This window comes from Agrobacterium sp. DKPNP3 (assembly GCF_052686535.1).
On the sequence record NZ_JBQYSN010000003.1, the window covers coordinates 63901 to 90777 of the forward strand.

Below are 26877 nucleotides of genomic sequence, written 5' to 3' on the forward strand. Positions count from 1 at the left end.
CCGGTGGCCTTCAATCCTTCTTGAGATCGGCCGATTTCAGATAAGTCATACTGGCACGAGCGCCCTCCAGCGGATCGGTCCAGGCATCGAGTTCCGCGCAGATCCAGCCGGCAAAGCCGATCTCGCGCAAGGCGGCAATAATGCCGTCGGTCGGCACGTCACCACGATCAAGAGGCGTGAAGGCAAACGGCTCGCGCTGCAGGCCCTTCAGGTGGACATAGGAAATACGGGACGCGTGATCGCGTATAAGCTGCGCAGGATCGCCGCCTGCTGCTGCGAGATGCGCCGTGTCCGGGCAGAAATCGATACCCGTCAGGCCGAAGATCTTTGCGACCTCCTCCGGTCCCTCCACGATTGTGGAGAGGTGGGGATGATAATGGCCGCGCAAACCGTGTGCGTTCGCAATTTCCCCTACCCGATCAAGCGCTGCCGCGAGCTTGTGAAAATCCGCCTCCCGCGTTCCGTCGAAACGCTTTGCGCCGCCGCCGACAACGAGATGCGGAGCACCGAGTTCGGCGGCCCGTTCCGCGGCGCGCGTCACGCGGGCCAACTCCTCCGGAAGGATATCGTCGAAGATGAAGTTTCCGCCAGCATATGCGGCGACAATGCTCAAACCATTGTCGGACAACAGGGCACGCATATCCGCCGTGGAGAAATCGAGCAGGTTGCCATCGAAAAGCTCCACGCCTTCATATCCTGCCGCTGCAATATCGGCGAAGGCACGCCTCATGTCACCGAAGGTCCGGTAAGAGAGCTGTGTAATCGAGGTGACGCCAACGGCACTTCCGCCGAGCTCCCCCCAGCAATTGGCATGATAAGCCAGCTTGCAACGCTCCATGGTCATCTCCTCCTCAAGACATTTCCACCTTATATCGGCTTGATTGCGCCTTTAAACCACTCACGTCAACATTTAAAATGCATTTATCGGCATACTTATGCTGTTTTAATACAAAAGTTTGTTGTTGCACGTCTCAAGGTGAGGATTTATCAAGGCTTATCCGCTTGGTTCGGGTGAAAGGAATAGATATGCCTGCTACGGCGAAGATGGACGCCGATATGCACCCGCGACGAAAGGGGCGCCCGCGCACGGCGGAAACGGCTGCGCCCAGCCTTGTGGAAATTCTCAACCTGGTGCGCACGGAAAAGGCTACGACCCGTCAGGAACTGGAGCGTGAAAGCGAACTCGGCCGCGCCGTGGTGGCAGATCGCCTGGGGACGCTCGCCGAACTCCGGCTCGTTGATGAGAGCGAGCTTGGGACGGCTACAGGCGGTCGGGCGCCGCGGCTTGTGCAGTTTTCCGCAAATCGCGGCAGCATCCTCGTCGCCACCCTTGACCAGACTGCACTTGGCGTCGGCCTTGCCGATCTCGGCGGCCATCTGAGGATGGAACATCACGAGGCAGCGGACCTGACGCAACCTGTCTCTACGCTGCTCGACCGGCTCACCATGCTGTTTCGCTGGATCCTCGATATGCAGCCGGACGCCGGCGAGCTATGGGGCATTTCCATCTCGGTGCCTGGCGTCGTGACCGACGCTGGCGAAAGCTTTTTTCAGAATGGCACGCCCCCGGTGCTGCCGGGATGGGAGAGCTTTCCGCTGGTCGAGAAACTGGTCGAGGGATTCGACGTTCCCGTCTGGCTGCGGTCCAGCGTCGAGACCATGACCATGGGTGAATTTCACTCCGGCGCTGGCGTCGGCCACCGGGCGATGCTGTTCGTCAAGATCGGTAAACGTATCGGCGCCGGGCTGGTCAGCGACGGTGCGCTGTTCCGGGGCGCACAAGGCGCGGTCGGCTTGATCGGCTCCGTGCCGGTGAGTTCGGGTGATAGGCACGGTACCCTAGAGACCATGGCCGGCTCGGAGGCGATAATTCGTGACGGCCGGATACAGGCGGAGAAGGGCTTGAGCCCGATCCTCGCCGAGCATGCCCGGCGCGGCGCCGAGATCACGGCGGTCGAAGTGGCGCAGGCGGCGCATATGGGCGACGCGGCGGCCATCGATATCCTCTCGCAAAGCGGGCGTATGATCGGCCAGGTCGTGGCGACGCTTGCAAACATGCTGAACCCGGAACTGATCGTGCTCTCCGGGTCGATCGCTCAGAGCAACGATATACTGCTGGCAGCCGCTCGCGAGGCCATCTATGGCGCATCCCACCCGCTGGTCAGTCGCGACCTACAGATCATCCGCTCACAGATGGGCAGTTCCTCCGGCCTCGTCGGGGCTGCTATCGTGGCGACGGAAAGCCTGTTCTCGCCAGCCGTACTCCGCGACTGGATTATGGCAGGGCGCCCGCAGGCGCATCCACAATTCGAGGCCGTTCGCGGCCGATTAGAGGCGCAGACCGCAGCCGTTGCAGCGGTCATGCCGCCGCCCAAAACTTGAGGCGTGTCGATGGTGATTGAAGGACTTGGTCCCCATGGCGAACGCGCATACGCACCAGAGCGGGTCTTGCTTCTTCCTGAGGACAAGGCACGGGCACGGGCTGCGGGCTTACGCATTGCCATCGTCCTGCATACGCTGGCGAGCGACTGGGCCAAGCAGCAACTGGCCGGTATCGTCGGAACGCTCGGCGACTGCGGTGTGGCAGTTATCGATGTCGTCGACTGCGGTTTCACGCCCGAGGTGCAGATCGAGGCGCTGGACCGTCTGATCCGCGAAGCACCGGACGCCATAATTTCGCTCCCGGTCGCCAATGCCAAGGTCGCCGCCGCCCATGCACGCGTTTCCGCCGCCGGAATCAAGCTCGTGCTGCTTGATAATGTCCCGACTGGTCTACTGCCGGGCAAGGATTACGTATCGCTGATTTCAGCAGATAACTTCGGTCTCGGCAAGATGGCGGCAGAAGGCCTCGCGCCCTATCTCGGCGAGGAAGCCGAGGTCGGTGTGCTCGGATACGAATCGGATTTCTTCGCGACCAACGAGCGCGAGATCGCCTTTGTGAAATGGATGCGTATCAACCGACCGCGCCACCACCTGCATGTCGCCCGATTCCCTTCCCTCACGGAGGCGGGCGCGACGGCTTCGGCGTTAGCAAAAAAGCTTCCGGACCTAAAAGGGCTGTTCGTGGTCTGGGATACGCCGGCCATCGCGGCGGCCGCGGCTCTCGTCTCCGCTGGCCTGTCTGTTCCAATCGCCACAGTCGACCTCGGCAAGGAGGCGGCCATCAGCCTCTCGGGCGGCGGGCCAATTGTAACAATTGCCGCCCAGCAGCCATTCCGGCAGGGGCAGACGGCCGCCTCGACAACGGTAACCGCCCTCCTCAGTCGCCTTACGCCAGCCTGGGTAGCCCTACCCGGCGTTGCGGTAACTGCCACAAATGTGGTGGAATCGTTCCAGACGATCTGGCGGTCTCCGGCGCCTCGAGAAGTCTTGAGGCAGCAGAAGCTTCTCCGCTGAGTTTGGCTCATCTGACGATTTTGTTGTGAGGAGATCCTTCGTCGGTCCAAAATTTGGACTGATGAGACCAGAACTCGGATTGGTCTCATGCGATGGGCTCCGTGCCGCCACACGCACAACTTCGGTGTGCTGCGTGATATCCCACCCTTTTGCGCGTAAAGTTCAGCGCATCGATCCGGAAATAATTGCCGCTTTAGCGCCCTGTTGACTGAGGCCCAAAGCCAGGGCACAAAGGTGGCATCCACGGTCGCTCGCGATTGGACAACAGAGGGAATTTCAAGGCTCACCCACTAAGCTATTGAAATCATGTGAGGATCCAAGGTCCCCAGGCAGGCGGCCTTTGACCGATTTCTCGATCTAAATTGGCGACTATCTCCTCTTTAGAAACTGGTGTCTATTCAGTAAGTTCGGCGATCCCGGCCGCAGTTCCTTGGTCCATCCGTCGCGTTCAGAGGCGGCTAGGAAAATTGGCTGGGGACCCGCGAGCGATGACTGAAAAATAAATGTGATCTGACCGCCCGGTTCGGCATTGCCGATTAGATAGCGAACGGTCCAACTTCAGCTCAAATTAGTCATTGGCGGCTAGCGCAACTGCGCTAATTCCCACTCATACGCCTCGGCCATCATTGCTGATAACGCAACTAATTAATTACTGTTATTGCAATTTCATAAAGCCACTGACCTCGCTAGCTTCTCTGCACACAAGAACGAACCTGACGCCAGCGATGGAGAGCTTCGTTACGAAACCATGAAACTGCATGACGCAAAGTGCGATCTGCATGTTGGGGATCATCCGGGCCCTTAGTATTTGTATCGTCGCGGCAACACGCACCGGTCGCCGCTCGTCCCTTCCCGTTGCCCTAACCCTTACAACCTCAACATCAGACAAATCTGAATGGCGGTGTCCAAGACCGTTCGCCTTTTAACGCTGTATCTAATCATCATCCAAGTCAACAAGGAGATAGAAATGTCTAAGCTTGAAGTCCTTACCCCCGCCAACAGCCAGCTCATTTTCATTGACCAGCAGCCGCAGATGGCGTTCGGCGTGCAGTCGATTGACCGTCAGGTCCTGAAAAATAACGTCGTTGGCCTCGCCAAGGCCGGGAAAATCTTCGATATTCCGACCACCATCACGACGGTCGAAACGCTGTCCTTCTCTGGACACACATTCCCGGAGCTATTGGCTGCGGTCCCAGAGAACGACATCCTCGAGCGCACGTCGATGAACTCCTGGGATGACCAGAATGTCCGCGATGCGTTGGATCGTAACGCTGCACAGGGTCGCAAGAAGATCGTTGTTTCCGGCCTCTGGACGGAGGTCTGCAACACTACTTTTGCGCTTTCGGCACTGAACGATCGGCCGGACTATGAGATCTACATGGTCGCGGATGCCTCCGGCGGCACCTCCGCCGACGCCCACAAATACGCCATGGACCGTATGGTGCAGGCTGGCGTCATCCCCGTCACATGGCAGCAGGTTCTTTTGGAATGGCAGCGCGATTGGGCACGTAAGGAAACCTATGACGCCGTCACCACCCTGGTGAAAGAGCATTCCGGCGCGTACGGGATGGGAGTGGATTACGCCTACACCATGGTTCACGGTGCGAACGAGCGCGTTGCTCACGGCAAGCGCATTGGCCCTAACCCCGCAAAGTAAAACCTGAATGGTCGCTCCTCATATGAAGATATGTTGAGCGACCGACCTTCAACGCGAGGAGTGATTTCCATGAAGCTTTATCTCATGTCTCTCGGCGCAGGCCTTCTGGTCGGCATCATCTACAGCCTGTTGCAGGTTCGCTCGCCTGCCCCGCCAATCATCGCTCTGGTCGGTCTGCTGGGCATTCTATTGGGTGAGCAGGTGGTGCCATTTGCAAAGGTTCTCTGGGCAAAAGAGCCTGCTGCCGTTTCCTGGCTCAATCACATCAAACCACACATGTTCGGCCATCTGCCTGAGAGCCGGGCAAAGAGCGTAGCCCAATCGCCGTCTCAAGACGCATAAACTGAACGCAATGCAGGGAGAGAGAACTTCACGGTTATCTCATCCCCTTGAACCCCTTGTTTTGGAGCGCCATCATGTTTGCCGATCTCATTCTCCGCAATGGCCGCGTCACTACTCTCGACCGTGCCAAGCCCGCAGCCACTGCAGTCGCCGTTAAAGATGGCCTTTTTCTTCAGGTAGGGAGTGATTCCGAGATCACAGCCCTAGCCGGGCCAGAGACGACAGTGATCGATCTCAAGGGCAAACGTGTTCTGCCGGGCCTGATCGACAATCACACGCACGTTGTTCGTGGCGGACTGAACTACAACATGGAACTGCGCTGGGATGGCATTCGGTCACTTGTGGACGCTATGGACATGCTCAAACGCCAGGTGGCGATCACACCGGCACCGCAATGGGTGCGTGTCGTCGGCGGCTTTACGGAACATCAGTTCGCCGAGAAACGCCTGCCGACGATCGAGAAAATCAATGCGGTTGCGCCCGATACGCCCGTCTTCCTGTTGCATCTTTATGATAGGGCGCTTTTGAACGGCGCCGCCCTTCGTGCCGTCGGGTACACCCGTGACACACCCAACCCGCCCGGCGGCGAGATCACCCGCGATGCCAGTGGCAACCCGACCGGCATGCTGCTTGCCAAGCCGAACGCTGGCATACTCTACTCAACGCTTGCCAAGGGCCCGAAGCTGCCTTTCGACTACCAGGTCAATTCCACCCGCCACTTCATGCGAGAGTTGAATCGTCTCGGCATCACCGGCGTCATCGATGCGGGCGGCGGCAATCAGAATTATCCTGATGACTATGAGGTCATCCAGAAGCTGTCCGACGAGAACCAGCTCACCGTTCGCTTGGCCTATAACCTCTTCACTCAAAAGCCGAAGCAGGAAAAGGAAGACTTTCTCAACTGGACGTCCTCGGTCAAATACAAGCAGGGCAACGACTACTTCCGCCATAATGGCGCTGGCGAGATGCTGGTCTTTTCTGCCGCCGACTTCGAGGACTTCCGCCAGCCGCGCCCGGAAATGGCCCCGGAGATGGAAGGCGAGCTCGAGGACGTCGTGCGGATTCTTGCTGAGAACCGCTGGCCCTGGCGGATGCACGCCACCTATGACGAAACGATCTCTCGGTCTCTCGACGTGTTCGAGAAGGTCAACAAGGATATCCCGCTGGAGGGCCTCAACTGGTTCTTCGACCACGCCGAGACAATCTCCGACCGATCGATCGACCGGATCGCAGCCCTTGGCGGCGGCATCGCCACCCAGCACCGCATGGCCTATCAAGGCGAGTACTTCGTCGAGCGGTACGGCCATGGAGTGGCTGAAGCTACGCCGCCCATCAGGAAGATGCTGGACAAAGGCGTCAACGTCTCGGCGGGCACCGATGCCACCCGCGTCGCCTCATACAATCCATGGGTATCGCTTGCCTGGATGGTGACGGGAAAGACCGTCGGCGGCATGCAGCTCTATCCGCGCGCCAACTGCCTTGACCGAGAGACCGCGCTTCGCATGTGGACGGAGAAGGTAACCTGGTTCTCAAACGAGGAAGGTAAGAAAGGCCGCATCGAGAAGGGCCAGTTTGCTGACCTCATCGTGCCTGACAAGGACTACTTCGCTTGCGCCGAGGACGACATCTCGTTCCTGACGTCGGAACTGACCATGGTAGGCGGCAAGATTGTATATGGTGCTGGCGATTTCAAGGCATTCGACGAAAACACTCTACCGCCCGCCATGCCGGACTGGTCTCCAGTGCGTAAATTTGGTGGCTACGCGGCCTGGGGCGAGCCTGAGGGTGCCGGGGCACGGTCCCTGCGCCGCACTGCGATCACCTCTTGCGGCTGCGCGAATGATTGCAATGTCCATGGACATGACCATGCCGGTGCCTGGACCTCGAAGCTCCCGATCAAAGACCTCCAGGGCTTCTTCGGTGCGCTTGGTTGCTCATGCTGGGCCGTCTGATTTTTCTTGGCCAATGAAAACCTGAGTGGCAGTCGGTGGCTGCCACTAATGCGGGGCAAGACCGCCCTATTATTTCACCCAGCGCAACGAATTCGTAAATATCGCTGCAAATGTTGTTTGTCAGCAGCGGCCGCACACTTTCTCCATCACAACAATATTAGCTCTCAAGATCAGAGGAACTGCCATGTCTTCCCTGTCTCTCTCCAGGCTCCGCAGCGGTGTTTTGCAAAGCGCGTCCGAGCCTGCTGTTAAAACCCTTGCTTTGCTGGCCCTCTGTGCAGCGTATATCCAAGGTCCACTGTCCAAGATCGCCGACTTTCCGGGCGCCATTGCCGAGATGCAGCATTTTGGCCTTACGCCACCTTCTGCACTTGCGGTGCTGGTTATCGGCTTCGAGCTCACAGCCTCCGCCATGGTTGTTGCAGGTGTTTTCCGTTGGCTGGCCGCACTCGCTCTAGCAGGCTTCACATTGATCGCCACGCTGATTGCCCTGCGGTTTTGGGAAATGGTTCCCGGAATGGACCGCATGATGGCAACCAACGCCTTCTTCGAACATCTGGGACTGGCCGGTGCATTCATGCTCGTTGCCATCTCTGATCTGACCAAAGGAGCCAAGTCATGAGCGCTACCAAATCTCCAAGCGGGACTTTCGCGCCGCTTTACCAGCCGGTCTTTGCGGTGCTCTGGGCCGCAACCGTGCTGGGCAATACCGGCAGCTTCATGCGAGATGTCGCCAGTTCCTGGTTGATGACCGACCTCTCCGCGTCGCCGGCGGCAGTGGCCATGGTGCAGGCTGCCGGAACGCTCCCGATCTTCCTGCTCGCCATTCCTGCTGGCGTGCTGACGGATATTCTGGATCGACGCAAATTTCTGATCGCTGTGCAGGTCCTGCTTGCGTCCGTCAGTATCACCTTGATGGTGCTTGCACAGACAGGCTTGCTTTCGGTAAGCGCACTGATCGGCCTTACCTTCATGGGCGGTATCGGGGCAGCGCTGATGGGGCCAACCTGGCAGGCCATCGTCCCTGAACTGGTCAAGCGCGAAGACGTAAAGAGTGCGGTGGCACTCAATTCGCTTGGCATCAATATCGCCCGCTCCATCGGTCCAGCGGCTGGCGGCCTGTTGCTGGCGGCATTTGGCGCGAGCGTCACCTATGGTGCAGACGTTGCAAGTTACATCGTCGTCATTGCTGCGCTTATCTGGTGGCCGCGCGCCAAGAATGCTGATGAGGCCTTGGCGGAAGGGTTTCTCGGCGCGTTTAGGGCGGGTCTTCGCTATACCCGCGCCAGCCGTCCGCTGCATGTGGTGCTATTGCGCGCCGCCATCTTCTTTGCATTTGCCAGCGCGGTTTGGGCACTTCTCCCGCTTGTTGCCCGGCAACTGCTGGGTGGAGACGCTGGCTTCTATGGCATTTTGCTCGGCTCAGTCGGCGCGGGCGCTATTGCAGGCGCGCTTATCATGCCAAGACTTCGGAACAACTTCGATGCTGATGCGCTGCTTCTGGGCTCTGCCATCGTGACAGCACTTGTCATGGCTGCTCTTTCACTCGCGCCTCCAAAGTGGGTCGCGATTCTCGTTCTCCTCTTTCTAGGTGGAGCATGGATTACCGCGCTTACGACCCTGAATGGTGCCGCACAGGCAATTCTGCCGAACTGGGTGCGAGGCAGAGGACTTGCCGTTTACCTCACGGTATTCAACGGCGCGATGACTGCGGGAAGCCTGGGTTGGGGAGCGATAGGCGAGGCTGTAGGCGTGCCCGGCACGCTGTTGATCGGGGCGGTTGGCCTGATCGTGGCTGGGTTCGTGATGCATCGCGTCAAGCTGCCCGCCGGTGATATCGACATGGTCCCTTCAAACCATTGGCCGGAGCCGCTGGTTGCAGAGCCTGTCGCCCATGATCGAGGCCCCGTACTGATCCTGATCGAGTACACGGTCGAGAATCATCACCGCACGGCCTTCCTCCATGCCATCGACAAGCTCTCCGAGGAGCGCCGCCGCGACGGGGCTTATGGGTGGGGTGTGACGGAAGATTCTGCCGATCCGCAAAAGATCGTAGAGTGGTTCATGGTCGAATCATGGGCCGAACATTTGCGCCAGCACAAGAGGGTCTCCAATGCCGATGCGGATTTGCAGGGCAAGGTTCTGGCCCATCATTCAGGTCCGGAAAAACCGGTGGTGCGGCATTTCCTGACGATCAAGCGCCCCGGCATGGCCTGAATTCACGCACTACCAGGCCATGTCATTTGCCCCGCGCTTCCAAGCGCGGGGTTTTTCCTGTTTCTGGTGGGTTTCGCCCCTATCTCATCGTCGCTGATCATCGCAACAATCCCAGTCAAATCGCACCATTTACGACAATTCTCCCGGCGCAGCTTCTACGGCATGATCTCTTCATCAGACGAACACGCCTCGCCTGATGAGATTGAAGACAACTCAAAAGGCCGAGACGATGACCTCTGAATTTCTCCCTATGACTCGCCGCAGCGTTCTCACCACGACAGCGGCGATGGCGGCTGCAAGCACGCTTTTTCCAGCATTTTTCTCTGCAGCCACGGCTGCTTCCACCACCGACCCAACCGAAGGAAACATGACGATGGCATATGTAACCACCAAGGACGGCACCGAAATCTTCTACAAGGACTGGGGTCCGAAGGACGCTCAGCCCATCGTTTTTCATCACGGCTGGCCACTGTCTTCCGATGACTGGGATGCGCAGATGCTGTTCTTCGTCTCCAAGGGCTATCGCGTCGTAGCGCATGATCGTCGCGGTCACGGTCGCTCGGCTCAGGTTTCCGATGGCCACGATATGGATCATTACGCTTCCGACGCCTTTGCCGTCGTCGAAGCGCTGGACCTGAAGAATGCCGTCCACATCGGCCACTCCACCGGTGGCGGCGAAGTTGCCCGCTACGTGGCAAAGCATGGCGAACCTGCCGGTCGCGTTGCCAAGGCGGTTCTCGTTTCCGCCGTTCCGCCGATCATGGTCAAGACGGATGCCAACCCTGAAGGTCTGCCGATGGAAGTTTTCGACGGCTTCCGCTCCGCTCTCGCCGCCAACCGCGCGCAGTTCTTCCGCGATGTTCCGGCAGGCCCGTTCTACGGCTTCAACCGCGATGGCGCGACCGTGCATGAAGGCGTGATCCAGAACTGGTGGCGTCAGGGCATGATGGGCGGCGCTAAGGCCCATTACGATGGCATTAAGGCCTTCTCGGAAACCGACCAGACGGAAGACCTGAAGAACATCAGCGTCCCGACGCTCGTCCTGCACGGCGAAGACGACCAGATCGTGCCAATCGCGGATTCGGCTCACAAATCGGTCAAGTTGTTGAAGCACGGCACGTTGAAGACTTATCCGGGCTTCTCTCACGGTATGCTGACCGTCAATGCCGATGTGTTGAATGCCGATCTGCTGGCCTTCATCAAGGGCTGACGTCCCAAAAACACCAGTCGAGGCCGCAACCTTCTAGTTGCGGCCTTCGGACTTGCCATCAAGCCGACTGCCCCAGAAGGACGCACCTTGCGTTTGCGCCAACTCTTGTGCAGCCTCGAGCGCTTTCGAAGTCTCCCTCCCGGAAAGCGCAAGAAGTCGCATCATCTCTGGCGCGCACCAGCTTTCCTGCTCTCCAGTCAGCCGATTATGCAGCCAGTCGTTCGGGACACGGGCACCGAGGGTGGCGAACATTTCCATTTGCATGGCAGTCGCATCGATGGGCAGCATCTGTTTCTTGCCAAGCCCGGCATCAAAGCCGACGGCCCAGATTTCCCAATGCCTCATGCCCTTTCTTGCCGTCGTTTCGGCAAGCATTGCATTCCACTCGGCGGCAAGATCCGGCTTTCCGGCCCAGATTGCGACGGGAATGCAACCAATGGCGAGACCATAGCAGGTGGTCAGATCATGGCAAAGGTCTTTCACATGGGCTGCGCAATCCAGCGCTGTCTGCACGGCCACATCATAAGCACCTTGTAGCCAGAGGATACGCATCAGAAGAGAGAGTACCGCAGTCTTTCCATCCACCTGCGCATGGTTGGTGTGATTAGTTCTATCCGGCGTCTGATCCCCCGCAATGACCTGATGCAGCATTTTCAGTGCTTCTGCCTGATGACCCATGAAGTGATGGGAAAGTGCCAGCATGTGATCGGCTGTGAGAATATGGGCTACCTCGCCTGTCTCATAAGCGGGGACCTTGAAATTCTCTGCCAAGCTGAGGCTTCGCGCATAATCACCTGTCAGAATGGCTTGCGCCCACAGTCCCCATGCTGCACGCAAAACGCCGGGTTCGTCCTCACATGCTCTGGCGACCTCCATGGCTCGTAGGAAGGCTTCCTTCATCTCTTCGCCGGGACCCTCGATGTGCCACAGTGCATGACCATAGGCCGCCATCACCTCCGCTTCCGCATGCGTTCCCGCAATATCTGTACCTTCAACAGCGCGGATCGCACGGCGTAGAAGCGAAAGATATTCGTCCGGCAAGGAGAGATGGAACCAGAGCGCCGCTGAAGCTGAAGCCAGTTCGACACCCAACCGAGCATCGCCTCCATTTGCGAAGCACCAGTCCAGCGCAGCACGCAGGTCATCTACACGCCAGCCATGCTGCGCAAGGCTCTGCCTTGGATCGTTACCGTCCCAGGCTACCCGGTCGGCGGTAAAAAGAGCCAGCGTGTGTACTGCGTGCGCGTGCCGTACCCGGCTTTCCTCGCCGCTCTCAATCAGCCTCTCTTCCGCGTAAAAACGCGTGGTGTCCAGAAGCCGATAGAGGCTTGAGCGACCATTTCGGTCCATGGTCACCAATGATTTAGAAACAAGCCCCGTCAATGTCTCCATAGCTTCTGCTTCAGGCAGGCCGCTGACCGGAATCACTGCATCCAACTGGAAATAGGTTCGGAAAACCGAGAGACTGCGAAAGACGGAGCGCTCTCTGTCGGATAGGAAATCATGGCTCCATTCCAGCGTTGCCCTTAGCGTCTTTTGACGGGGCAGAGCCGTCCGGCGTCCCTTGGTCAATAAGGAAAACCGGTCATCAAGGCGCGCGGCGATATCGCTGGCATCTAGTGAGTCCATGCGGGCAGCAGCCATCTCGATCGCCAACGGAATGCCGTCGAGTTGCCGGCAGATGCGTTTCACGGCACTGACATCCGCGTCCAAGAGTTCGAATTCATGATAGCTGGCCTTCGCCCTTTCGCAGAATAATTGGACAGCAGAATAGCGGATGGCGTCTTGCGCAGTCTTAACATCCTCCACCGGCGCCTCAAGGGAAGGAAGGCGAAAGACCCATTCCGCTTCGGCTCTTAGGGGTTCGCGGCTTGTCACCAAAAGCACGAGGTCCGGCGCACCTTGCAGGATTGTTTCAGTCAAGGCTGCGACGGCCTCGACCAGATGCTCGCAATTGTCGAACAGCAAAAGCGCCTTCTCGGAGCGTAGGCAATTCAAGATAGCTTGCTCCACTCCCGTAACAGAGGCCGCAAGTCCCAGTTGGGTCGCAAGCGCCGTCGTCACGAGCGCCGGGTCGGAAAGCGGCGCAAGATCGATAAAGTAAGCAGACGTGCGGTGTCGCGCGGCGTAGTCTTGAGCCACTGCAATTGCAACGGTGGTCTTCCCAATGCCTCCGGGTCCGACAATGGTTAGAAAGCGCCGCTCATCGAGAAGCTTCACCAGCCCTGAAGTGATCTCTTCGCGCCCAATGACCCGTCCAAGATTTTTAGGAAGATGAACCTCCGGCTGAGGCGGATTGTCAGAAGACGCAGAAGCCTCAGAGGAGGCAATTTGCCGAATTTTACCTATGAAGCGATAGCCGCGCCCCGCTTCGTTCAGGATGAACCGGTTGGTATCGGGTTTCTCGCCGAGCGCCTTGCGGAGGCCAGAAAGATGCACCCGCAGTGCATTCTCATCTACCGTCGTATCGGGCCAAACCTTGGCCATCAGTTCGGCACGCGTTACCAACTCGCCTTCTCGCTCCACTAAAGCAAAGAGGATATCAAGCGCCCGGGATCCGATGCGCACGGGTTGTCCATTCTCGCTTAGCGTGCGCTCACGCAACGAAAGCACAAAATTGTCAAACGAGATGACGTCGGGCGGAAGGAGGTTCATTAGGCAGAAATCTCTTAAACCGATGGTCGAGGCCGACACATCTTAATACCGTTTAATAGCGCTTAATTACCGTCTTTCGCTTTGGTTCGCTAGCTTGGACCTGCAAACAACCAAACCGAAAAGCGAGAAGATCAAATGTCTATTCACGTTTCAGACCTCGGTATGTCGCCCGTCGTTGCCGTTCGCATCGAAGCTAGCTCCCAGTCCGTTTACCCCGATCTCGCAGTCTTGCTCGAACAAGCCGAGCGGTCTGCCCTGGGGAGCAACAACCCAGCGTTCGAGTATATCAGCCGTGCCCGCGCCCTTTTATCGGCTCCAGCTTGCACCGCTGGCGGTTTGGCACCATGGCAGATCAAGCGAATCGAACGCTACATTGCAAAAGAGCTGGCTACTGGGATCACACTGATTGATCTTGCTGACGAAGTGCGCCTGTCGCCAAGCTACTTTTGCAAGGCATTCAAGAAAAGCTTTGGCACATCGCCTCTTGCACATGTGCAGATTAAACGGATTGAGCGCGCGAAGGATCTGATGCTGACGTCGAACGCGTCTTTGGCTGACATCGCGTTCGACTGCGGCTTGTGTGATCAGGCACATTTTTCACGCATCTTCCGTAAGACTACTGGGATGTCGCCCAGTCAGTGGCGTAAATCTTTCACCACAGACAAGGGTTGATTTGAACTATGACCCTACAATCCGGACCATCGCCCCTTAATCTTGTAAGAGGGACAGAAAGCTTTCCCCTCGACGCTGATGCTCAGAGGTTCGTGGAAAGTATCAGCCAGTTACCCAGCGACCTCAAGTCTTTTCGCTCGGACCTAGTGGGGCTGCAAATGCCAGACCTATATGAAGCAGACGTTGATACGACCTTCATTCAGCCTGCATCGGAAAATGCAACACAAAATCCCTTCCGCCTCGTTCGGCCAAGAACGGAAGAGACGCTGCCACTTTTGCTCTACTTTCATGGTGGAGGATGGTCGCCACGCAAACCACATTCTCATGACCGATGGCTTAGACAACTCGCCGTAGAGGCGCGCATGGCTGTAGCCAGCTTGGACGACGCTCTTCCAGAAGACGGTGGGATGCAGATCAGGATCGAGCGCGCTGAGGCCGTGATACGAGAGTTGAAATATCATGCAGGTGATTTGCGTATTGACCCAACACGAAATGCGTTCGCCGGAGATAGCATGGGCGCACATTTTGCGGTCTTGGCGTGCCTCCAAGTCTATGGCAAACGCATTTCCCAGCCGGCAGCTTTAATACTGATCTGCCCGTTGATCATAGGCGCCCGCGACAGCTTGTCACGAGACAGGTTTGGTTCGGGGCCTTGGCTCACCATGGACGTTGTGCGCGCGATGCTCGCTCATCCGAGTCTGACAACCAAAGAGACGTCTTCGGCTCCGATGCCTTTCACGGAGAAACGACATCTGGATAGAGCTCCCACGACTGTCATCATTACGGCAGAATACGATCCGCTTTGCGACGAAGGTGAAGACGCTGCGCGTGCCTTGATGAAGGCTGGTGTCAGCGTAACTGCGACACGATATCTAGGTGCAGTTCATAATTTTCCCGTACTCGATCAGTTAGCTGATAGCGCGCCTTCCAGCGCAGCATTACAGCAGATCGTGGGAACTCTCCGCGCAACTACAGCGAAGAGGGATATCCCGTAAAAGAGATGCCGGATGCACAAATCACTGCCCCATTTTGAACGGAGTAAGCCTCAATGTAACCCGCCTTTGATCGCCATTTTTGTTGCTGAGGCGGAAATTATTTCCGCCTGACGGTTTTGATTGACTGATGCCCAAAGCCAGGGCACAAAAGTGGCATCCATGGTCGCTCGCGGCAGGAAAACAGAGGGAATTTTAAGGCCATTCTGCTAAGCCATTGAAATCATGTGAGAATCCAGGTTCTCCAGGCAGGCAATTTTTCGTCTGTTTTCGGCCGACAATCAGCGACTGTTTCTTACAGAAAAAAGCGGCGTCTTCTCAACAACTTGAGCAATTCTGGCTGCTGTTCTTCAGTTCATACATCGTGCTTAGACGGGTCTCGCAAAATCGGCTGGGGACCGCAAGCAATGTTCTTTACGGGGCCGGGAAGTGTCTGTCGACTTTCCTGTACAGTTTTACGTGTAACGGTCAAGTTTTGGTTCAACGCGGGCTTGACTCGGATTCGGATTGAGACGTCCCAGGAGCCAATCTTGATTGGTGCAAGGTTGACTTCCTAAATGCATCTATTAATCTGGATATATGGAAAAAACATATGCGATATCGGCCCTCGCGGCCTTGGCTCAGACTACGCGGCTTGAGACGTTCCGCCTGCTCGTGCGTCGTGAACCAGAAGGCATCCCTGCCGGAGAACTAGCGCGGATGCTCGATGTCCCGCAGAACACGATGTCCGCGCACCTCGCGACCCTCTCGCGTGCTGGTCTCCTGAAAAGTGATCGGCAGAGCCGATCGATTATCTATCGCGCTGATCTCGACGGCCTTCGTGAACTCATGCTGTTCCTGCTTAAGGACTGTTGCGGCGGCACCTCCGAACTTTGTCAGCCTTTGATTGCAGAACTGACACCATGCTGCGTTTCAGAGGTCAGGTCATGTTGAACCAGCCCACTATCGCGGGCGGGTGACTCGAACAGCAAGAATCCACCGAACTTACACGGACCACGACCATGACTGACAAGACCTATAACGTGCTGTTCCTCTGCACGGGCAATTCCGCTCGCTCTATTCTCGCCGAGTCCATCCTCAACAAAGAGGGCAGCGGCCGGTTCAAGGCCTATTCCGCCGGCAGCCAGCCGAAGGGCGAAGTCAATCCGCACGCCCTAAGGGAACTTGAGACGCTCGGCTATCAATCAACCGGCTTCTCCTCGAAGAGCTGGGATGTATTCGCCGCACCCGGCGCACCGGAGATGGACTTTATCTTCACGGTCTGCGACAGCGCCGCCGGCGAGGCCTGCCCCGTTTGGATCGGCCATCCTATGACCGCCCACTGGGGCGTCGAGGATCCGGCCGCGGTTGCCGGCCTCGACATGGACAAGCAGCGCGCCTTCGCTCAGGCGGCACGCTTCCTCAAGAACCGTATCCTCGCATTCGTGAACCTGCCGCTGGCGTCCATCGATCGGTTGTCGCTGAAGACAAAGCTCCGCCAGATCGGCGCGATGGAGGGTTCGACATCGCCGCAAGGAAAGTCAGCCTGATGTCCACCTTTGAACGGTACCTGACCATCTGGGTCTTCCTCTGCATCGCCGTCGGCGTTGCCCTCGGCCACCTGATGCCCGGCGTCTTCCAGGTCATCGGCGGCGCCGAGATCGCCAAGGTCAACATCCCCGTCGCCATCCTGATCTGGCTGATGATCATTCCGATGCTGCTGAAGATCGATTTCCGGTCGCTCACGCAGGTCGGCTCCTACTGGCGCGGCATCGGTGTCACGCTGATCATCAACTGGGCGATCAAGCCATTCTCGATGGCTCTGCTTGGATGGCTGTTCGTCGGCTGGCTTTTCCGGCCCTATCTGCCAGCGGATCAGATCGACTCCTACATCGCAGGCCTGATCATACTTGCCGCAGCACCCTGCACGGCCATGGTCTTCGTCTGGTCAAACCTAACGCGAGGCGAGCCGCTGTTCACCCTGTCGCAGGTCGCTTTGAACGACGCGATCATGGTGGTTGCCTTTGCGCCGATCGTCGGCTTGCTGCTGGGTCTCTCGGCCATCACCGTGCCATGGGCGACGCTTGCCCTGTCGGTCGCGCTTTACATTGTGGTTCCCGTCATCATCGCTCAGGTGCTGCGGAGCTACTTGACGGCTGACGGGACCACCCGAGCACTCGACAGCTTCCTTGGCAAGCTCCAGCCGATGTCGCTGGGCGCGCTGCTTGCCACCCTTGTGCTTCTATTTGCATTCCAGGGTGAGCAGATCATCGCTCAGCCAACCATCATTGCTCTGCTCGCGGTTCCGATCCTGATCCAGGTCTATTTCAACTCCGGTCTTGCCTACCTCCTCAACCGGATGTCGGGAGAGCGCCATTGCGTCGCGGGGCCGTCCGCCCTTATCGGTGCAAGCAACTTCTTCGAGCTCGCGGTTGCCGCCGTCATCAGCCTCTTCGGATTTCAGTCGGGCGCGGCACTCGCCACCGTCGTCGGTGTACTGATCGAGGTGCCGGTGATGCTGTCAGTCGTCTGGATCGTGAACCGCTCCAAGGGTTGGTACGAGGCATCGCCCGCCGTTTCCCGCAACACCATCATCGAAAGGCCCTGACCATGGACGCCACCATCTACCACAATCCCGCCTGCGGCACGTCTCGCAATACGCTGGCGCTGATCCTCGCCGCCGGGATCGAACCTACCGTCATCGAATACCTGCAGGACCCGCCCTCGCGCGAGCAGCTCTCGAAGATGATCGCAGATGCCGGCCTGACTGTCCGCGAAGCGATCCGTGAGAAGGGCACGCCCTATGCGGAACTCGGCCTCGACAATCCAGCCCTGACTGATGACCAGTTGCTGGACGCGATGATCGCCACCCCGATCCTGATCAACCGACCGCTCGTCGTTACGCCGCTCGGTACCAGGCTTGCTCGCCCCTCGGAGGTCGTGCTCGACATCTTGCCGGCGGACGCCTTCAAGGGACCTTTCACGAAGGAGGACGGCGAACAGGTCCTCGATCAGGAAGGAAAGCGCATTGTCTGAGACATTTCCCGCACTGCACGACGACCATCTTCAGCCGATCTCGCCAGAGTCCCTTCGCCCGGCGTTCTCCACCCACAAGCCACGGATCCTGATCCTCTATGGATCGCTCCGGGAAGTGTCATACAGTCGCCTGCTAGCTTTCGAAGTCCGTCGCCTTCTCGAGCGTCTCGGATGCGAGGTGCGCATATTCGATCCGGCCGGATTGCCGCTCCCGGACGAGGCGCCTGTCTCCCACCCCAAGGTTCAGGAACTCCGCGACCTCTCTCAATGGTCGGAAGGCCAGGTGTGGATCAGCCCGGAACGCCACGGTGCCATGACCGGGATTATGAAGGCTCAGATCGACTGGATTCCGCTTTCGGTCGGCTCCGTCCGCCCCACCCAAGGCAAGACTCTTGCGGTGATGGAGGTTTCCGGCGGCAGCCAGTCCTTCAACGCCGTGAACCAGTTGCGCATCCTCGGCCGCTGGATGCGGATGATCACCATCCCAAACCAGAGCAGCGTGGCCAAAGCGTTTCAGGAATTCGACTCTAATGGCCGAATGAAGCCATCTTCCTACTATGACCGCGTCGTCGACGTCTGCGAGGAACTGGTGAAGTTCACAATCCTCACCCGTGACGCCTCCGATTATCTGACCGACCGCTTTAGCGAGCGGAAGGAAGCGGCCGCCGAGTTGGAGAAACGGGTGTCGCTCAAGTCGATCTGACGGATCATGCCTTGACGGTGGCGGGTTGTCGACAGGAAACCGCCACCGTGACGAATGCCGCGATACTGATCGCGCCAAGGAGGGCATTCGCGGCGAGCGACATGCTGAGCCCAATACTCTCCATGGCCGCGGAGAACGCGAAGGGCGCCCCGGCTCCGAGCGCAAGTCGAGCCGCCGCCATCTTGCCCGTGATCGCGCCATATCCATCCGATCCGAACAGATAGAGCGGCAGGCTGCCCTGCGCGATGCTGTTGATGCCAGACCCGAGCCCGAGGCAGATGGCGAACGCGACAGCCCCCGGCAGCCAGTCTCCACTTGCCAGCAAGATCAGGATGCCGAACACGATCAGCACTGCGGACACCACAGCTAGTGCCGGCGGCGACAGGTTTTTTCCGAAGACTATGTTGATCAGGCGGCTTGCGACCTGTGCAGGGCCGAACAGGGATCCGATCACCACGGCAGCAGTTCCCAGCCCGATGGAACCAAGCATCGGCACCATATGCGCGAGGATCGCGGCAAGCGTGAATCCTAGGAGCGCGAAGGCAAAGGAGACGATCACCATCGCGCGGCGCCGGGCGTGCGTCGGGATCGCGCCGATGACCGTCTCGCGCGGCCGGATGGATGCTTCGCCTACCTTCTTTCCGAGGCTTCGGATCCAGAAGTGCAGTGGCATGCAGAGAATTAGATTCAAAGCCGCAAAGACCAGGAAGATTTCGCGCCAGGAAAGGACGTGGAGCAACGTGGCCGAGATGGGCCAGAAAATGGTGGAAGCGAACCCGCCAATCAGTGTCAGGTAGGTGATGCTTCGAGAGGCGGATTTCGGATCGTGTTCCACCAGCGCCGCGAAGGCCGCCTGATACTGGACCATGCCAGACGACACTTCGAGCAGAATGATGGCGATGGCAAAGATTGCTATCGAGGGCGACCAGGCACAGAGGGCAAGTGTTAGTCCTGCGAGTGCCGAACCGACCGTCATAACCGTTGCAGCCCCGACCCGGTCCATCTGCTTTCCGATACAGGTGGCAGAAAGGCCACCAATGAAGAGTGAGACGGAAAAGACCCCGAACACCTGCGCAAGTGACAGACGGAGGTCGTTGGCGATGCCAGGTGCTAGGATGCTGAACGAATAGTAGAGCGTGCCGTAGCCGATGATCTGGGTCAGGCCGAGTGCGCAAACGATGTCCGCAGGGACCTTTCGACTATGCACCGATGGTATCCTTATTGGCGGCGGTCTCTTCCCGGGCGCAGCAACCATCACGCCGCTCGACGTTTTCCCGGATGATCGGATGACCAGCGCAGCAGTCCTCCATCAGGAATTTCACGAGATCGGCCAAGGCTTCGTAGCTGGCGCTGTAAATGATCGAACGGGATTCCCGCCGCTGGGAGATCAGGCCCGACCGCTCCAACTCTTTCAGATGGAACGAGACGTTTGTCGCCGAAACGCCCATGCGTTCGGCAATCACGCCTGCAGCCAGACCGTCTGGGCCGGCTACCACCAAAGCCCGAACGATGGCGAGGCGCGTCTCCTGGGACAGCGCCGCGAATGAGGAAAGGGCTTGACGTTCATCCATACTTCAATAATCCTTGAATCATTGGATTGAGGGATAGCCCACATGAACGCGCTCGACAAGACAATTTCGACAGATATCAGTCTCGGCCATCTCCTCGATGCGCTTGCGGTGGCGCCGGATGCCCCGCTGGTCTTCAGCTATGACGGGAACCCCGTTCGGCCTGGCTACCACGTCACCGAGGTGAAGGCGGGGCAGTTTTCGGCGCTCGATTGCGGTGCCAACCCGGAAACCTGGACAGAGATCTTCGTGCAGCTCTGGGATATCGACGAGGATGGCCGCACACACATGCCGGCCGGCAAGTTTGCCGCGATCATCCGCAAAGTCTGCGACCATGTGCAGCGTGAGCCAACGGCAAAACTCACGTTCGAGGTCAGTGACGGAGAGCGGCCGATGGCCCTCTACTGCGCGTCAGCACCGCGGCTTGTCGCCGGCACCTTCGAGGTGTCCCTTGCTGCTCGACAAGCAAGCTGCAAGCCGCGGGATCGGTGGCTGGCGGAGGAGCAGGCCAAATCGTCCTGCTGCGGACCAGCGAGCACGTCGAAGTGTTGTGTTTGAGCCGCGCAATTTGGTGCGCTGCCGGACGCCAGGCCGGGAGCGACTGGCTTACGGCGCCTGCAGGAATGCCATCAGCTTGTCGGGCGGCCAATAGCAAACAACCGTCGCGTTGACGGACTTAAGCCGACTGAGCGCGTCCTCCTTATCGCAAGGTCAGGCTCCATATAGACGTGCGTCGTGCTGATATCCTTGATCGTAGTGGAGCCGGAAATGGCCGGGTCATTTAATGATACTCGCCGAGCCTGCTGTAGGTATCAATGAAAACAGGTGCGCCGTACCAGCGAACAGGCCGTGATGGTAAAGCCGTCGATTGAATCATCAGTGTCCAGTTTGCAGATGGTTCAAGGCCGACTCGAACGACCGAATGGGTGGCCCAAAGCTGCCGTGCGCCTCATCGCTGCGGCACCGCAAAGCCCAGGTTCGAAAGCGGAAATTATTTCCGCTCGCGCCTCCAATTGACTGATGCCCAAAGCCAGGGCACAAAGGTGGCATCCACGGTCGCTCGCGATGGGAAAACAGAGGGAATCTCAAGGCCTTTCTTCTAATCCTTTGAAATCATGTGAGAATCCAGGTTCCCCAGCCAATCTCTTCAAACAAAATCTGCTTCTTATGATTTGACGCTTTTCAGCATGAAATCGTAATGACTTTCGATCAAACACGATAGACAGCCGCTCCCCCGGTCATGCCCGCACCAGCCGCCGTCAAAAGCAGGGTTTCGCCTTCTGCGAAGGCGCGTTCCGCATTTGTGACGGAGAGGGAGAGCGGGATGGTTGCGGCGGAAGAGTTGCCAAAGGTTTCGATTGTGTGGACCGTTTTTTTTCTGTCGATGCCGAGATTGCCGCAGACGGCGTCGAACATGCGGGCATTGGCCTGATGTGGCACAAACCGGTCGATATCGGCTGCGGCCATTGCGGCGTCGTGCAGCACCTTTTGCGAGGTCTGCGTCATCAGTGCCACAGCGCGGGAGAAAACCTCACGGCCGTCACGCATCGTCATCAACGCGTCTTCTGCGGATGTGTCGCCAGAAAAGGGCTGGCTGCTTCCTCCCGCCGCTATCTGGATTAGATCGTAACCGCCACCATCCGCAACGAGATCGGCCGACAAAAGCCCGCGTTGCGGCTCGCTGGAGGGCTTGAGTACGACCGCACCGGCGGCATCGGCGAACAGGACGGCGCTCGCCCTTTCCGCCGGATTGATGCGGCGGCTCAATATATTGGCAGCAACGATGAGGACAGAGCGGCCGTGAGTGCGGACAATGCCATCAGCAAGGGTGAGCGCATAAAGAAAGCCGGAACAGGCCCCGGCGAGATCGATCGCGCCGGATCGGGCAAGGCCCAGCCCGTGGGCAAGCAGCGGTGCCGAGGGTGGCAGAAGATGATCCGGCGTGGAAGTCGCAAGCAGCGTCAATGCGATGTCGTCGGAGGCGATTTCCGCATCTTCCAGCGCCATGCGGCCGGCTCCCGCCGCAAGGCCGCTAAGACTGTCGCCCTCTTGCGCCCAATAACGCGTACGGATGCCGGTGCGCCGCTCGATCCAGCCGGCTTCCAGCCCGAGACTCGCCTCTATCTCGGCATTGTCGACACATCGAGACGGAACGGCATGACCAAAACCGGCCATGCGGGAAGAGCGGGTCTGCATTGTCAGGACTTTCGGAGACGGTTCTGGAACAGGCTAAACATCGACGCACCCTGTTTTCACGCGGTGCCGAGCGAGCGCGATTTCATGCGGTTTCGGTAACGATCCCGGTCACCTCATCGATGGCGTCAAAAGCGTGCGCAATGTCTTCCAGCGTCGAACAATAAGGCGGCATCAGATAAAGAACATTGCCGAGCGGGCGGATGACGAACCCGTGGTCTCGGAACAAATACCGCATGCGTGGCCCCGCCTCTGCAAGATACCCCCCCGCAGGAACCGCGAGGTCAAGGACAGCGATAGTCCCCATTTGCCTCACATCGGTGAAACGCCGGTCATGGGCAAATCGCTTGAGATTTACGCTGAGAGCCTGCTGCAACTGACCGATACGCTGCATCACCGGCTCATCCCGCCAGACGTCAAGATTAGCGACCGCGGCAGCGCAGGCGATCGGGTTAGCCGTATAGGAACTGGAATGAAAAAAGGTCTTGCGCCGATCGGTCGAAAAATGCGCATCGAAGATTGCCGCGCTGCAGAGTGTCGCCGCAAGCGGTAGGGAACCGCCGGTCAGGCCCTTGGAGGTGCAGAGGATATCCGGCGAAATGCCTGCCTGCTCGCAGGCAAACAGGCTGCCGGTTCTTCCCCAACCCGTCATCACCTCGTCGGCGATGAGGAGGCAGCCGTGGCGTCTGGCGATCTCTCTCAGCCCCGCGAGAACATGCGGATTGTACATCTTCATGCCGCCCGCCCCGAGCACCAGCGGCTCTATCAGCAGCGCGGCAATACGACCTGAACGACAGAAGCTCTCGAACAAGTCGAGCGTATGTTGCCTATTGCCCGCTTCCGGAAAAGCCACCCGGTCGACACCGAAGAGGAGCGGTTCATAAGCAGCATTGAACACGCCACGCTCGCCCGTGGACATGGTGCCGATGGTGTCGCCGTGATAGCCGTCCTCCATAACCACGATACGGTCACGCTTTTCGCCGCAATTGTGGAAGTAGCCAAGCGCCATTTTAAGCGCCACCTCGACGGCCGTCGAGCCGCTATCGGAATAGAACACGTGGCTCAGTCCGGCAGGCGCAAGCTCGATCAGCCCGCGCGCCAGAGTTTCGGCGGGTTCGTGGGAGAATTCGGCAAAAATGACCTGATCAAAGGTTTCGGTGGCGGCGCGGATCGCCGCCATGATTGCCGGGTGCCGGTGACCGTGGGTGATGACCCACCAGGACGAGATGGCATCGAACAGCCGGTTGCCGTCCTCATCGGTCAAGAAGGCCCCTTCCGCTGATACGATACGTTTCATCGGCGGTTCCAGACCATGCTGGGTGAAAGGGTGCCATACGGGAGAACGGCTCATGCCGGCACCTCCCGAAAATCCGAAAGATTGAACTGGTCGGCGAATGCCTGATGCAGCGCCTGAGAAGTCATCTTTTCCAGATGCGGCAACCGACCGAGTTGCCGAACAGCGCCGAGACTGACGATGATTTCCTGGCTTTCCCTGTTCTCGTCGCCGATAAAAACCACGCCGTGCACGGGAATGGCGCGGTGCCGCAACGCATCAAGGGAGAGGAGTGTGTGGTTGATGGTGCCGAGCGACGTCCTTGCGCACAGGATAAGCGGAATTTGCCAGCGCGCGAAGATATCGGCAAAGACCACCCGTTCCGTCAGCGGTACCAGAAGCCCGCCCGCCCCTTCGATAACCAGCGGTCGGTCCGTCTGTGGGGGCAACAGCAGAGCCGGATTGATCATGATGTTCTCAAGGCGGGCAGACAGATGGGGCGAGGCTGGTAATTTCAAACGGTAAGCCTCCGGCAGGATGCGTGCCTGCGGTACACCAGCCAGCCGCTGCACCGTCTCGCTGTCCGTCTCCTCCTCCAGCCCGGATTGCACGGGCTTCCAGTAATGGGCTCGAAGGGCGTGGGTTAGCGCTGCTGCAAAAACCGTCTTGCCGATACCAGTATCGGTGCCGGAAACAACAAAGCGAGGGCTCATGCCGCTTCCTCCCGTAACGCCAGAGCAAGCAGTTCAGCCATAGCGGCGATCTCACTTTCATCGACGTTTAGCGTGACGGCAATGCGCAGGCGCGCCGTTCCCTCTGGCACCGTGGGCGGGCGGATCGCCCGCACGTCGAAACCGCCCTGCTGCAGGCATGCGGCGATCCTGAGCGAGCGGGCATTGTCGCCGATCATAACCGGCAGTATCTGCGAGCCGCTGGGCGTTATGCCGAGCCGCCGCCGCAGTTCCTCGCCAGCAAAACTTACGAGTTCCGCCAGCCGCAGGCGTCTCCAGGGTTCATCGGCGATCATGCGCAAGGATTCGCGCACCGCCGCTGCCATCAAAGGCGAAGGCGCGGTGGAGTAGATGAAACCGCGGGCGCGATTGATGAGATAATCGGCGAAAACCGCTGGAAGACTTAACAGCGCGCCGGAAAGACCGAGCGCCTTTCCACAGGTGTGCAACGCCAGCACATTACGGCGTCCTTCCAGTTCCGCGGCCAGACCACGTCCGTCGGGTCCGAAGACGCCGGTGGCGTGGGCCTCATCGACAACGAGAAAACCATCGTGTCTTTCGGCAAGATCGGCAAGCGCCACAAGGGGCGCGCGATCCCCATCCATGGAATACAGGCTTTCAACGGCGATCCATGGGCGGCCCCTGCCACCTTGCCCCCGCCAGCGGATGATTTCCCGTTCGAATGCCTCAACCTGATGATGCGGAACGGCAATCGCCTGCGCCTTGCCGGCCGTAATGCCATCATGGACGCTGGCATGGATCAGGGCGTCGTAAAGGACGAGGTCCTGCCGCAGCGGCAATGTGGCGAACAGCGCAAGGTTGGCGGCAAAACCGCTGTTGAAATAGATCGCTTTTTCGCCGCCAAAGAAAGCAGCTGCTTCCAGCTCAAGGGCTTCATGTTCGCAGTGGTTTCCGCGCAGCAACCGCGAGCCACCGGCCCCCGCCGGTACGCCCATCTCCATCGCGTCGGCAAAAGCGGCCTTCAGCCGTGGTGCGGATGCAAGGCCAAGATAGTCGTTTGAGGTGAAATCGACCCCTTGCCGGGGAGCGAGTGCGCGCAGCCGCGATTTCCGCTCCAACCCAGCGAGCTTCGCCTCGTACTGGGAAAACACTGTGAGGTTCACCGGCAGCCTCCCACCTCCATGGGTTTCGATTCCCCGGGTGGTAACTCCATTGGCTTCAGGCCCAGCCGGCGGAAAAGCGCCGCATCGTGGTCTTCACCCGGATTATCCGCCGTCAACAGGGTTTCGCCAATGAAGATGGAATTAGCGCCAGCGAGGAAACAAAGCGCCTGCGTCTCGTCGCTCATATCCGAGCGCCCGGCCGAGAGCCGCACGTGCGAACGCGGCATGAGAATGCGGGCAAGAGCAATGGTACGCACGAAATCAATGGGATCGACAGGATCGGCATTGGCCAGTTTCGAGCCGGGGATCGGGATCAGCATGTTGATCGGCACGCTCTCCGGCGGGGCCGGCAGATTGGCCAGTGTCACCAGCATCGAAATACGGTCTTCCACCGTTTCCCCCATCCCGAGAATGCCGCCGGCGCAGACCTTGATGCCGGCATCGCGAACATTGGCGAGCGTTTCGAGCCGGTCCTCGAAAGTGCGGGTGGTGATGATCTCTGAATAGAACCGCTCTGACGTGTCGATGTTGTGATTGTAATAATCGAGCCCGGCATCCGCCAGCCGTTCGGACTGTTCGGTGGTCAGCATGCCGAGTGTCATGCAGGTTTCCATGCCAAGCGCCTTAACGCCTTCCACCATGGCGACAACAGCCTCCATATCTCGCTCCTTGGGATTACGCCACGCCGCGCCCATGCAATAACGCGTCGCCCCGCCTTCCTTTGCCTTGCGCGCCTCTGCCAGCACACGCTCCACCTCCATCAGTTTGGAAGCCTTGAGGCCAGTCGGGCTTCGGGCTGACTGGCTGCAATAGCCGCAATCTTCAGGGCAACCGCCGGTCTTGATCGACAACAGACGACTTATCTGGATTGCATTGGCGTCGAAATGACAGCGGTGAACTTGCTGCGCGCGGAACAAGAGATCATTGAACGATAAATTATAGATAATTTTAGCGTCTTCGACTGACAAAATCAATGGAGAGATTCCATTTGGCGCTATAGGTTCCGAAATTTGCGGGGCGAATGAGTGCATCGGATGACTTTCCCGGAATAAAAATAGATAGAAGTTATTTTTATCTATTTTTTTATCGCGCCCTTTTGCAAGCACTTTTTTGGAAGTTGTACGTCAGGAAGAGAAAGAGGGGGGCGATGACCTGGCGTTTCGCACAGGAAGACCTG

25 protein-coding genes are annotated in these 26877 nt (G+C 58.6%); 16 read left to right on the plus strand and 9 right to left on the minus strand.

Annotated features, from left to right (window positions below; genetic code table 11):
- Positions 1–10 precede the first annotated feature (10 nt).
- Positions 11–838 carry a sugar phosphate isomerase/epimerase family protein gene (locus ACUTJJ_RS01640; protein WP_296039251.1) on the minus strand — a complete coding sequence of 276 codons (828 nt, stop codon included), beginning with the start codon at positions 836–838 and terminating at the stop codon, positions 11–13.
- A gap of 188 nt (positions 839–1026) precedes the next feature.
- Here ACUTJJ_RS01640 and ACUTJJ_RS01645 point away from each other — a divergent pair, with 188 nt between their 5' ends.
- From ACUTJJ_RS01645 to ACUTJJ_RS01680, 8 genes are all read left to right on the plus strand, one after another.
- Positions 1027–2382 carry an ROK family protein gene (locus ACUTJJ_RS01645; RefSeq protein ID WP_445541081.1) on the plus strand — a complete coding sequence of 452 codons (1356 nt, stop codon included), beginning with the start codon at positions 1027–1029 and terminating at the stop codon, positions 2380–2382.
- A 9-nt stretch (positions 2383–2391) separates the two neighbouring features.
- Positions 2392–3396 carry a substrate-binding domain-containing protein gene (locus ACUTJJ_RS01650; RefSeq protein ID WP_445541082.1) on the plus strand — a complete coding sequence of 335 codons (1005 nt, stop codon included), beginning with the start codon at positions 2392–2394 and terminating at the stop codon, positions 3394–3396.
- A gap of 967 nt (positions 3397–4363) precedes the next feature.
- Positions 4364–5053: a hydrolase gene (locus tag ACUTJJ_RS01655; RefSeq protein WP_445541083.1), complete on the plus strand. Its 690-nt coding sequence runs from the start codon at positions 4364–4366 to the stop codon at positions 5051–5053.
- Between the two features lie 69 nt (positions 5054–5122).
- A complete protein-coding gene (locus ACUTJJ_RS01660) occupies positions 5123–5395 on the plus strand; it encodes a XapX domain-containing protein (RefSeq protein ID WP_445541084.1) in 273 nt (90 codons plus the stop codon).
- Positions 5396–5469: 74 nt separating this feature from the next.
- A complete protein-coding gene (locus ACUTJJ_RS01665; RefSeq protein WP_445541085.1) occupies positions 5470–7347 on the plus strand; it encodes an amidohydrolase in 1878 nt (625 codons plus the stop codon).
- A gap of 184 nt (positions 7348–7531) precedes the next feature.
- Positions 7532–7969: a DoxX family protein gene (locus ACUTJJ_RS01670; RefSeq protein ID WP_445541086.1), complete on the plus strand. Its 438-nt coding sequence runs from the start codon at positions 7532–7534 to the stop codon at positions 7967–7969.
- The gene (locus tag ACUTJJ_RS01675) at positions 7966–9564 is read left to right on the plus strand and encodes an MFS transporter (protein ID WP_445541087.1); all 1599 of its coding nucleotides are present in this window, start codon (positions 7966–7968) and stop codon (positions 9562–9564) included. The genes ACUTJJ_RS01670 and ACUTJJ_RS01675 overlap by 4 nt, the downstream gene beginning before the upstream one ends.
- Before the next feature lie 373 nt (positions 9565–9937).
- A complete protein-coding gene (locus ACUTJJ_RS01680; protein WP_445541088.1) occupies positions 9938–10774 on the plus strand; it encodes an alpha/beta fold hydrolase in 837 nt (278 codons plus the stop codon).
- A 33-nt stretch (positions 10775–10807) separates the two neighbouring features.
- On the opposite strand, the gene ACUTJJ_RS01685 is transcribed toward ACUTJJ_RS01680, so the two are convergent.
- Positions 10808–13429: an ATP-binding protein gene (locus ACUTJJ_RS01685; RefSeq protein WP_445541089.1), complete on the minus strand. Its 2622-nt coding sequence runs from the start codon at positions 13427–13429 to the stop codon at positions 10808–10810.
- 135 nt (positions 13430–13564) lie between these two features.
- On the opposite strand from ACUTJJ_RS01685, the gene ACUTJJ_RS01690 reads away from it, so the two are divergent.
- The 7 genes from ACUTJJ_RS01690 to arsH all read left to right on the plus strand — a co-directional run bounded on the left by ACUTJJ_RS01690 (position 13565) and on the right by arsH (position 18811).
- A complete protein-coding gene (locus ACUTJJ_RS01690; RefSeq protein ID WP_445541090.1) occupies positions 13565–14101 on the plus strand; it encodes a helix-turn-helix domain-containing protein in 537 nt (178 codons plus the stop codon).
- Between the two features lie 158 nt (positions 14102–14259).
- Positions 14260–15096, plus strand: a complete 837-nt coding sequence (locus ACUTJJ_RS01695; protein WP_445541091.1) for an alpha/beta hydrolase — start codon at positions 14260–14262, stop codon at positions 15094–15096.
- Between the two features lie 576 nt (positions 15097–15672).
- Complete coding sequence (locus ACUTJJ_RS01700; protein ID WP_313554750.1) at positions 15673–16026, plus strand: ArsR/SmtB family transcription factor; 354 nt, start codon at positions 15673–15675, stop codon at positions 16024–16026.
- 68 nt (positions 16027–16094) lie between these two features.
- On the plus strand, positions 16095–16622 hold the full coding sequence (locus ACUTJJ_RS01705) for an arsenate reductase ArsC (protein WP_445541092.1): 528 nt from the start codon (positions 16095–16097) through the stop codon (positions 16620–16622).
- Complete coding sequence (arsB, locus tag ACUTJJ_RS01710; protein WP_445541093.1) at positions 16622–17680, plus strand: ACR3 family arsenite efflux transporter; 1059 nt, start codon at positions 16622–16624, stop codon at positions 17678–17680. The genes ACUTJJ_RS01705 and arsB overlap by 1 nt, the downstream gene beginning before the upstream one ends.
- A 2-nt stretch (positions 17681–17682) precedes the next feature.
- Positions 17683–18108: an arsenate reductase (glutaredoxin) gene (arsC, locus tag ACUTJJ_RS01715; RefSeq protein ID WP_313554757.1), complete on the plus strand. Its 426-nt coding sequence runs from the start codon at positions 17683–17685 to the stop codon at positions 18106–18108.
- Positions 18083–18811: an arsenical resistance protein ArsH gene (gene arsH / locus ACUTJJ_RS01720; protein ID WP_313554898.1), complete on the plus strand. Its 729-nt coding sequence runs from the start codon at positions 18083–18085 to the stop codon at positions 18809–18811. Before arsC ends, arsH begins: the two co-directional genes overlap by 26 nt.
- Positions 18812–18815: 4 nt before the next feature.
- Here the strand turns inward: arsH and arsK are convergent, their stop codons facing one another.
- A complete protein-coding gene (arsK, locus tag ACUTJJ_RS01725) occupies positions 18816–20018 on the minus strand; it encodes an arsenite efflux MFS transporter ArsK (protein ID WP_445541094.1) in 1203 nt (400 codons plus the stop codon).
- Positions 20011–20382 (minus strand): ArsR/SmtB family transcription factor, encoded by a 372-nt coding sequence (locus tag ACUTJJ_RS01730; RefSeq protein ID WP_313554762.1) that lies wholly within the window; start codon positions 20380–20382, stop codon positions 20011–20013. Before ACUTJJ_RS01730 ends, arsK begins: the two co-directional genes overlap by 8 nt.
- Positions 20383–20424: 42 nt before the next feature.
- On the opposite strand from ACUTJJ_RS01730, the gene ACUTJJ_RS01735 reads away from it, so the two are divergent.
- Positions 20425–20937, plus strand: coding sequence for a DUF6428 family protein (locus tag ACUTJJ_RS01735; protein ID WP_445541095.1), 513 nt, complete (start codon positions 20425–20427; stop codon positions 20935–20937).
- 651 nt (positions 20938–21588) lie between these two features.
- On the opposite strand, the gene ACUTJJ_RS01740 is transcribed toward ACUTJJ_RS01735, so the two are convergent.
- The 5 genes from ACUTJJ_RS01740 to bioB form a co-directional block, all read right to left on the minus strand.
- A complete protein-coding gene (locus ACUTJJ_RS01740) occupies positions 21589–22575 on the minus strand; it encodes a beta-ketoacyl-ACP synthase III (protein ID WP_209090353.1) in 987 nt (328 codons plus the stop codon).
- 82 nt (positions 22576–22657) lie between these two features.
- The gene (locus ACUTJJ_RS01745) at positions 22658–23923 is read right to left on the minus strand and encodes an adenosylmethionine--8-amino-7-oxononanoate transaminase (RefSeq protein WP_445541096.1); all 1266 of its coding nucleotides are present in this window, start codon (positions 23921–23923) and stop codon (positions 22658–22660) included.
- A complete protein-coding gene (gene bioD, locus ACUTJJ_RS01750; protein WP_209090355.1) occupies positions 23920–24558 on the minus strand; it encodes a dethiobiotin synthase in 639 nt (212 codons plus the stop codon). Before bioD ends, ACUTJJ_RS01745 begins: the two co-directional genes overlap by 4 nt.
- Positions 24555–25706 carry an 8-amino-7-oxononanoate synthase gene (locus tag ACUTJJ_RS01755; protein WP_425292756.1) on the minus strand — a complete coding sequence of 384 codons (1152 nt, stop codon included), beginning with the start codon at positions 25704–25706 and terminating at the stop codon, positions 24555–24557. Before ACUTJJ_RS01755 ends, bioD begins: the two co-directional genes overlap by 4 nt.
- Entirely contained in the window at positions 25697–26731 is a 1035-nt protein-coding gene (gene bioB / locus ACUTJJ_RS01760; protein WP_445541097.1) for a biotin synthase BioB, read from the minus strand. The genes ACUTJJ_RS01755 and bioB overlap by 10 nt, the downstream gene beginning before the upstream one ends.
- Positions 26732–26877 lie beyond the last annotated feature (146 nt).